8 protein-coding genes and 1 other RNA gene are annotated in these 8,559 nt (G+C 43.8%); 1 reads left to right on the forward strand and 8 read right to left on the reverse strand.

Annotated elements, in window-relative coordinates:
* Positions 1 to 31: 31 nt before the first annotated feature.
* The 7 genes from glnA to gla form a co-directional block, all read right to left on the reverse strand.
* A complete protein-coding gene (glnA, locus tag ACHBHN_RS04570) occupies positions 32 to 1,378 on the reverse strand; it encodes a type I glutamate--ammonia ligase (RefSeq protein WP_105111125.1) in 1,347 nt (448 codons plus the stop codon).
* Between the two features lie 26 nt (positions 1,379 to 1,404).
* The gene (locus ACHBHN_RS04575; protein ID WP_105160183.1) at positions 1,405 to 1,776 is read right to left on the reverse strand and encodes a MerR family transcriptional regulator; all 372 of its coding nucleotides are present in this window, start codon (positions 1,774 to 1,776) and stop codon (positions 1,405 to 1,407) included.
* A gap of 79 nt (positions 1,777 to 1,855) precedes the next feature.
* Positions 1,856 to 2,371, reverse strand: a complete 516-nt coding sequence (locus tag ACHBHN_RS04580) for an aromatic acid exporter family protein (protein ID WP_105160182.1) — start codon at positions 2,369 to 2,371, stop codon at positions 1,856 to 1,858.
* A gap of 148 nt (positions 2,372 to 2,519) precedes the next feature.
* Positions 2,520 to 3,719, reverse strand: coding sequence for a phosphoglycerate kinase (locus tag ACHBHN_RS04585; protein ID WP_105111128.1), 1,200 nt, complete (start codon positions 3,717 to 3,719; stop codon positions 2,520 to 2,522).
* 244 nt (positions 3,720 to 3,963) lie between these two features.
* Positions 3,964 to 4,596, reverse strand: a complete 633-nt coding sequence (locus tag ACHBHN_RS04590; protein WP_394731959.1) for an NUDIX hydrolase — start codon at positions 4,594 to 4,596, stop codon at positions 3,964 to 3,966.
* 112 nt (positions 4,597 to 4,708) lie between these two features.
* The gene (locus ACHBHN_RS04595; RefSeq protein ID WP_394733699.1) at positions 4,709 to 6,241 is read right to left on the reverse strand and encodes a helicase HerA-like domain-containing protein; all 1,533 of its coding nucleotides are present in this window, start codon (positions 6,239 to 6,241) and stop codon (positions 4,709 to 4,711) included.
* 131 nt (positions 6,242 to 6,372) lie between these two features.
* Entirely contained in the window at positions 6,373 to 7,218 is an 846-nt protein-coding gene (gla, locus tag ACHBHN_RS04600; protein WP_105111131.1) for an aquaglyceroporin Gla, read from the reverse strand.
* A gap of 156 nt (positions 7,219 to 7,374) precedes the next feature.
* Here gla and ACHBHN_RS04605 point away from each other — a divergent pair, with 156 nt between their 5' ends.
* Positions 7,375 to 8,181 (forward strand): formate/nitrite transporter family protein, encoded by an 807-nt coding sequence (locus ACHBHN_RS04605; RefSeq protein WP_105111132.1) that lies wholly within the window; start codon positions 7,375 to 7,377, stop codon positions 8,179 to 8,181.
* A gap of 148 nt (positions 8,182 to 8,329) precedes the next feature.
* Here the strand turns inward: ACHBHN_RS04605 and ffs are convergent.
* An RNA gene (gene ffs, locus ACHBHN_RS04610) (signal recognition particle sRNA small type) lies at positions 8,330 to 8,427 on the reverse strand.
* Positions 8,428 to 8,559: the final 132 nt, after the last annotated feature.

An 8,559-nucleotide genomic window follows, 5' to 3' on the forward strand; every position in this document is an offset into this window, starting at 1 on the left:
TAAAAAAAGAAACCCGAAGGCTTCTTTCCTCTTAATATAAATCCAAGTAGTTATCAATTTCCCACTTAGAAACGTAGGTTGCGTAGCTTGCCCACTCGATTTTCTTAGCTTCAATGAAGTTGGTGTAGATGTGCTCACCTAGGGCTGCACGCACCACTTCGTCCTTGCGGAGAGCCTTGAGGGCATTGTGCAGAGTTGAAGGAAGATCAGTGATACCTGCTTCACGACGCTCTTCATCAGACATGGCATAAATATTTGACTCTACAGGAGCTGGGGCTTCAATCTTATTTTTGATTCCTTCTAAACCAACTTCCAACAGAACGGCCATAGCCAAGTAAGGGTTAGCAGTTGGGTCTACAGAACGCAATTCCAAGCGAGTTCCCATTCCACGAGATGCAGGTACGCGCACCAATGGCGAGCGGTTCTTACCAGCCCAAGCAATGTAAACTGGCGCCTCGAAACCTGGAACCAAACGCTTGTAAGAGTTAACCGTTGGGTTGGTAATGGCAGTATAGTTATAGGCATGCTTGATCAAACCACCAAGGAAATAGTAGGCTGTTTCAGACAATTGCATACCATTCGGATCTTCTGGATCATAGAAAGCATTGTTTCCATCCTTATCAAACAAGGACATGTTACAGTGCATACCAGAGCCTGCGATACCAAACTTAGGTTTGGCCATAAAGGTCGCATACATCCCGTGCTTACGGGCAATGGTCTTAACAACCAACTTAAAGATTTGGATATTATCACAAGCTTTTAAGACATCCTCATATTTGAAGTCGATTTCGTGCTGACCTACTGCCACTTCGTGGTGACTCGCTTCCACTTCAAAGCCCATTTCTGTCAGAACGTTTACGATTTCACGACGTGTATTATCAGCAAGGTCTGTTGGAGCAAGGTCAAAATAACCACCCTTATCATTCACTTCAAGTGTTGGGTTTCCGTGTTCATCCATCTTAAAGAGGAAGAACTCTGGTTCTGGACCAAGGTTGAATGATGAGAAACCTGCTTCTTCCATATGGCGAAGAGATTTCTTCAAATTTCCACGTGGGTCACCCGCAAAAGGCTTGCCATCAGTTGTATAAATATCACAGATCAAACCAGCTACACGACCATTTTCATCTCCCCAAGGGAAAATAGTCCAGGTATTCAAGTCAGGGTAGAGATACATATCTGATTCATTGATACGAACAAAACCTTCGATAGAAGATCCATCAAACATAACCTTGTTTGACAAAACCTTATCCACCTGCTCATCTGTTGCAGGAATTTCCACGTTCTTCATGATCCCCATAATATCTGTAAACATGAGACGTAGGAAGGTAACGTTTTTCTCTTTAATATCGCGTTTAATATCCGCTACTGTAATTGACATTGCTTTCTCCTCTATATTTGTGCTCTTTAAGATGACCGAAAAATGGAACTCGGACTTGAAAATCGTCCTTGTCGACTGAATTCATCATGCAAGATACGGCGAACATCCTCGTCCGTCAAGGTCTTGGTTTCCTGTTTGACTTTTTCTTTTACCTGACGATCAGCATATTCCTTCTTAATCGCAGCAATATTCAAACCCTCATCCAAGAAATCCTTGATTTCCAAGAGCAAGTCCATATCATTTAGAGAATACAAGCGACGGTTTCCTTCATTACGCTCAGGCTTAATCAAGCCCTGGTCCTCATAATAGCGAATCTGTCGGGCCGTCAGGTCAGTCAACTTCATCACACTACCAATCGGAAAAATGGCTAAGGAACGACGGAACTCTTTTTCTCTCATAATGAACTCCTTTCTGCACACTATTATAGGGGAAATTTTTCTGGGCGTCAATATGCGATGTCACATTTTGTGACATGTTTTATCTCAAAAAGCGCTTTTTCAGCTTTTCCAGGTCATAATTAACCAGAATTGCTACAAAAACTCCTACAAATGTCTCAAAAACCCTTGTCAAAGCATAGACAATAGTCGAATCCCCTGCAGGTACCGACAAAGCAATGATTAGTAGAGTAGCAACACCACTGACAACCCCGGCAGTATTATTGAAGGCCACATTGGTCATAATGGTCAACATGGTAAAAATCGGTATGGCAATCAAGGTTACCCAAAAACTCTGTGAAAAGAAATCACTGAGGATGAAAAAGAGCAGGGCATAAAAACCACCGATAGAATTGCTGAGGACACGAGAAGAGCCAAAATGCACACTCTTGCCAAAATCCTCCCGCAGACTAAAGACCGCAGACAGAGCTGCTATCTGGAACCCATCCCATTTTAAGAGGTGAAACAGTAATATAACAAAGAAAACTGCCAGTCCCGACTTAAGGGTCCGCATCCCTAACTTAAACTTCTTGGGGTCAAATCGATATCTCTTAAACATACTACTATTCTAACATGATTTAGCAAAAATGTTTATCAAATGCCTGCAAAGATTGTGACAAATGGATGATATTGGCTGAACTAAATACTTTTCAAAGACTAGATAAACTAGCAAAAAACGACGGTCACCCGTCGTTTGATTGATTAGCTTATTTCTCAGTCAATGCTGCAAGTCCTGGCAATACTTTACCTTCAAGCAATTCCATTGATGCACCACCACCAGTAGAGATCCATGAGAACTTGTCTGCACGGCCAAGGTTGATAGCTGCTGCTGCTGAGTCACCACCACCGATGATTGATTTCACGCCTGGTTGTTTCACGATAGCGTCCATTACACCGATTGTACCAGCTTGGAAGTCTGGGTTTTCAAATACACCCATAGGACCGTTCCAAACAACTGTTTTCGCACTAGTCAAAGCTTCGTCAAATTTAGCGATTGACTTAGGACCGATGTCAAGACCAAGGAAGCCTTCTGAAACTGCTTCGCCTTCTGTATCACGAACTTCTGTGTAGCCAGCAAATGCGTTAGCTTCTTTTGAGTCAACTGGCAAGATCAATTTACCGTTTGCTTTTTCAAGAAGTGCTTTTGCAACGTCCAATTTATCTTCTTCTACAAGTGAGTTACCGATTTCGATACCTTGAGCTTTGTAGAATGTGTACGTCATACCACCACCGATAAGAACTTTGTCAGCTTTTTCAAGAAGGTTCTCGATAACACCGATCTTATCAGATACTTTTGAACCACCAAGAATTGCCACGAATGGACGCTCTGGAGTTTCAACAGCTTCTTGGATATATGCAATTTCGTTTTCCAAAAGGAAACCAGCTACTGCTTTTTCTACGTTTGCTGAGATACCAACGTTTGATGCGTGTGCACGGTGTGCAGTACCAAATGCATCGTTAACGAAGATACCATCACCAAGTGAAGCCCAGTATTTACCAAGTTCTTCGTCGTTTTTAGATTCTTTCTTACCATCAACATCTTCGAAACGAGTGTTTTCAACAAGGAGAACTTGTCCATCTTCCAAAGAATTGATAGCTGCTTCCAATTCAGCACCACGAGTAGCGCCAGCGATGAAAGCAACGTCTTGACCCAATTTAGCCGCCAAGTCAGCTGCTACAGGAGCCAATGATTTACCTTCTTTGTCAGCTTCTTCTTTCACACGACCAAGGTGAGAGAAAAGAATTGCACGTCCACCTTGCTCAAGAATATACTTGATAGTTGGAAGAGCTGCTGTAATACGGTTATCGTTAGTGATAACGCCATCTTTCAAAGGAACGTTAAAGTCCACACGGACAAGGACTTTTTTGCCCTTCAATTCAACGTCTTTAACAGTCAATTTAGCCATTAGATAGACTCCTTAAAAAATTTTTACCTTTCAATTGTACCATATTTTTAACATTTTTCCCATTCAAAGAAAAATTTTTCACAAGATAATGATCAATCTAAGACCAAGTACGAACAATCAGCTGCAGCAACCAAAAGAAACTGGCACAAAGTCCAGTTTCCATTAGCATTTTTTGGTAACATTTTCCAGATAGCCTAGAGAATCCAGAGCAACAGAGCTATACTTCACTCTGCTCTAGTCAACTTTACCTTGACTCTCCCATTTCTAAATCAATCTGGCTTGTCCTGATGATTTCTGTAAAGCAATGGGTAAATTGAGCCGTGATTCCCCAAACTGTTTCTGGCAGGTTATCATAAAAGGGGATAGACCGTTTGTGGTGCTTGAAAGGATAGTCCCGACCACCACGAATTCGCTCGAAGGGAAAATCTTGCTCCGGATCCAGACGAAGATAGAGGGGATAGTAGATTGGGTCCTGCTCAAGGAGTGTTGCCAGAGGCACGGTGAACAAGCGGGCCACCTCTTCATTGGGTACAATCTCTTTCCAGTCTACGTTTAAGCGACCGACAAAACAGCGGATAGTTGATTTGCCAAAGACCAGATAGTCAATTTCCCCTAAGATTTCTATAGATTCCTCTGCAAGATTCAGTTCTTCTACTACCTCACGGACCACCGCCGTCTCAGCCGATTCCCCCTCTTCGATACCTCCTCCAGGAAAAGAGACCTCCCCAGGTTGAGAAATAGACTCCGATCGGACTTCATACAAAACCTGCCACTGATCATCTGACCAGACTAGAGGCAGAAAAACCGCAAAAGACCTTTTCTCACCTAGAGGCTGAGGCTTGTAGTTATCGAGAATTTCCTGAATCTGACGAGGCATAGAACCAACTCCTTACTAACTAGTGATAAAATCATTTTAATCTATTTCCAGCCAAATAGCAAGTGAAATAGCAAAGAAAAACTGAGACGGTGTGTTCTCAGTTTTAGCAGACTTACTTCCCTTTCAGCATGCCCATAATACCTCTGGTCACCACGCGCCCGACTTCCCGGCCGACTTGGCTCATGAGATTTTTGGTAAAGCGGTCCATCATCGAATCGGAACGTTTGGCAGCTGGTTTGCTGGCCTTGGCCTCTGCTTTTGCTCTTTCCTTGGCAGCCTTTTCTTCCAATTTTGCTGTTTCTTTGGCGGCTTTTTCTGCTGCTTTTTTCGCCTCCGCCTGCTCTGCTTGCTTGATCAACTGCGCCTCTTTTTCTTGGGTCAGCGCTAGAATTTGCTCATGGGCAGATTCTCGGTCAACCGCGTCCGCATATTTGTCCATCAGAGAAGAATTATTGATGGCAGACAAGACCAGAGTCGCATCAGCTGTTCCCAACTGACTCTTCGGCGGATAAATCATCACCCGGTCTGCAAAGCTTGGTGTTCCATCTGCCTGCAAGGTCGAGACAACTGCCTCTCCGACCTGCAATTCTTGAATGACCTTGGCTAAGTCCTCAGCTCCTTCTTGACGGAAGGTATCCGCCACTGTCGCCACCGTTTTCAGTTCCTTAGGTGTGAAAGCACGGAGCCCATGCTGGATACGGTTGCCTAGCTGGCTAGCGATGCTATCAGGAATATCGGTCGGATTTTGCGTAACGAAAAAGACACCAACACCTTTTGAACGAATCAGGCGAACAATCAACTCAATCTTCTCCAGCAAGACCTTCGGTGCATCCTTGAAGAGCACATGGGCCTCGTCAAAGAAGAAGACCATCTTGGGCTTGTCTAGGTCGCCTACTTCCGGTAAAACTTCGTAGAGTTCCGACAAAAGACTGAGCAGAACGGTCGAATAAAGCGTCGGCTGATTGAAAAGTTCTGTCGCCTGCAAGACATTGATAACCCCTTGTCCATCAGCAGTTGTCCGCATCAAATCCGCAATCTCCAAGCTGGGCTCACCGAAGAACAGTTTCCCGCTCTGCTGTTCCAAGACCACTAAACTCCGCAAGATGGCACCGACCGAACGAGCTGGAATATTGCCGTAATATTGACTAAGCTCTTGAGCATTTTCAGCCACAAAATTGAGCATGGCCCGCAAGTCCATAAGGTCCAGCAACAGCAAACCACGTTCATCCGCCACACTAAAGACGATATTGAGGATGGATTCCTGCGTATCATTGAGCCCCAGCAAACGGGTCAAAAGCACCGGCCCCAACTCAGAAATGGTCATCCGTACTGGAATCCCATTTTCACCGAAAACATCCCACAGCTCAACGGGATAACTCCTCGGCGAATAATCTGCATACTGAGTCCGCTCCAAACGACTTGGGTCAATTTCCTTGGTATTGGCCTGGACCAAACTATTGAGGTCACCCTTGATGTCCGATAGAAAGACAGGAATGCCCGCCTCACTCAGTTGCTCCGCCAAAACCTTGAGCGTCACCGTCTTACCTGTCCCCGTCGCCCCGGCAATCACACCGTGCCGATTGAGGCGCTTGAGCTGGATTTCCGCCCGTGCACGCCCGTACCCGAATGCAATAACTTCTGACATAATCTGCCCTCTTTTCCGATTGTTCTGTCTATATTCTAGCATAGTTTTTAGGAAAATAGCAGAGCAGACAGCTTGCAAGTTCACCGCAACAAGAAAAAAGAAGAAAAGCCTGACGAGCAGACTTTTTCATATTACAAATACAAATATTTAAATAGGGCAACCGCAGCGATTGACGCAAGGATTGGAGCAACAACGCCGACCCATGCATACCACCATTTTGAATCAGCCTTAGCTTGACCAAGAATTGATTTTGGCAAGAAGTGGTGAACGATACGAGGACCAAGGTCACGCGCTGGGTTGAGACCAGGACCAGTTGGACCACCGACAGCTGCAACAAGGGCCATAACAAGGAAACCGATACCCACATGGGCTACTGCAATGGAACCTGCAGTATATGGCGCAACCATTGTTTCAGCAGCAGTCTTATCATAGCCTTGCTCAATCAACTTACCAACCAACTCTGCACCGAAGAAGTTCTTTGTCAAAGCAAGCGCACCGAAGAACAAGACAAATGACCCAACAAACTCATTCAAGAAACCATTAATGGTTGCTGCTTTACGGCTTTCCGCTTTGCCATTGTCCAAAGCATTGATAGTAGAGAAAGAACCCAAGACATGGTTTGAATTCTCTGTTTTCAAGAAATATGGTTTGTAAACGGTGACAACGACCAATTGACCAAACATTGCACCCAATACCTGAGCGATAATGTATTGAGCCACATGTGCCCAAGGGAATAGACCTGAAACAGCCAAACCAAGTGTGAAGGCTGGGTTGATATGGTTACCAGAAACATTACCAAACATAAGGGCTGGCATCATAACAGCCAATCCGTAGCCGATAGCGATCAAAATCCAACCTGAGTTGTTCCCTTTGGTACCTTTGAGGTCAACGTTAGCAACTGTACCATTACCGATAATAATAAGCAAGGCAGTCGCCAGAAATTCAGTGATATATTTCACTGTCCATGTTGCATCCATAAATTTCAATTCTCCTTCCGATTTATAAATATTATTGATATTCTTCATTTTATCAAGTATAATATACAAAGTAAAGCATTAACTGGAAAGTGAAACGTTTACTTTCTGAAAACATATGATTACTGACACTATTTTCAAGCGCCAAAGGAGATTTATATGGCTTCCCAAAATGACACGCTCATTTACAATATTGACAAAAGTATCAAGAAAAAAGCAGACTTGATTGAAAACAACTTCTTCGCCTATGCAATTCGCTCAGCTATGGCCAGTGTTTACCTAGCAATTGGTTTGGCTATCTCAGTTTATACAGCTGATAAGCTCAATCATATTGTAGATGGCCTCGGTAAATTCAGCTACGGACTCATGTTCGGCTGGTGCTTGGTCATGATTCTTTATATGAACGCTGAACTAGGCACTTCTAATATGATGTACATGACCTCTGCTATCCACCGTAAAGTGATCCCTACCAAAACAGCCCTCAAGATTCTAGCTACTTGTATCTTTTTCAACTTTGTTGGGGCAGTCATTGTAGCCTATATGCTCTCCTTCACAACTCCTTACCAGGTTGGACATTTGGAACATGATAGTTACCTGATTGAAGCTGTTGTCGCAAAACTGGCAAAAACACCTCTGACACAGTTTGTCGAGGGTATCTTTGCCAACATCGTAGTAAACATCGCTGTCTTTATCTCTATGCGCATGAAAGACGATGCGGGCCGTGTTATTTCCCTCATCTTTATCATCTTTATCTTTGCCTTCCTAGGCTTTGAGCACGTTATTGCCAACTTCTCTACCTTCTCCTTGGCCCTTTTCTCAAATGGTGGTCCAGTCGAGGGCATGACTATCCTCAGTGTCCTAAGGAATTTCCTCTTCTCAGGACTTGGAAACTACGTCGGCGGTGGTCTCCTTATCGGTCTCCTTTACAGCTGGCTCAGCGATAAATCAAAACTCTATGTCGACTAATCTAGAGAATGCGGTTTGGAAATCCAGCCGTATTTTTTGTACTCACCAATAGCCCGAGAGACCGAATATGATGCGAATAATCTAATTGCCCCTGTTTCTAGAAATATGACAATAAAACCCTCTGAAAGCTTGATTTCAAAGGGTTTTTAGAATACATACAAAAAGAGCACAGACTCGACATCGCTTAGGGCTGCTGGATTCCTCCCCTGACCCGCTTCACGCACGAACCTTGCTCCATTTATTATTATATCACAAATTCACTAAAATTCAATATTTTTCTCAACTTCAAGCTTCCTGAAAATTGTAGCGTTACAATAGATGTGAGACTTCTAGAAGTCAAAAAGAAGATTCCCTGATATGATAAGAGTACCACCTACT

It is taken from the genome of Streptococcus sp. A22, from assembly GCF_043674215.1.
Lineage (GTDB): Bacteria > Bacillota > Bacilli > Lactobacillales > Streptococcaceae > Streptococcus > Streptococcus suis_V.

Excerpts from the sequence above, each read along its gene's own strand:
- glnA (WP_105111125.1), bottom strand. The coding sequence starts at position 1,378 with ATGTCAATTACAGTAGCGGATATTAAACGCGATATTAAAGAGAAAAAC.
- ACHBHN_RS04595 (WP_394733699.1), bottom strand. The coding sequence starts at position 6,241 with ATGTCAGAAGTTATTGCATTCGGGTACGGGCGTGCACGGGCGGAAATC.
- ACHBHN_RS04605 (WP_105111132.1), top strand. The coding sequence starts at position 7,375 with ATGGCTTCCCAAAATGACACGCTCATTTACAATATTGACAAAAGTATC.
- gla (WP_105111131.1), bottom strand. The coding sequence starts at position 7,218 with ATGGATGCAACATGGACAGTGAAATATATCACTGAATTTCTGGCGACT.
- ACHBHN_RS04590 (WP_394731959.1), bottom strand. The coding sequence starts at position 4,596 with ATGCCTCGTCAGATTCAGGAAATTCTCGATAACTACAAGCCTCAGCCT.
- ACHBHN_RS04585 (WP_105111128.1), bottom strand. The coding sequence starts at position 3,719 with ATGGCTAAATTGACTGTTAAAGACGTTGAATTGAAGGGCAAAAAAGTC.
- ACHBHN_RS04575 (WP_105160183.1), bottom strand. The coding sequence starts at position 1,776 with ATGAGAGAAAAAGAGTTCCGTCGTTCCTTAGCCATTTTTCCGATTGGT.
- ACHBHN_RS04580 (WP_105160182.1), bottom strand. The coding sequence starts at position 2,371 with ATGTTTAAGAGATATCGATTTGACCCCAAGAAGTTTAAGTTAGGGATG.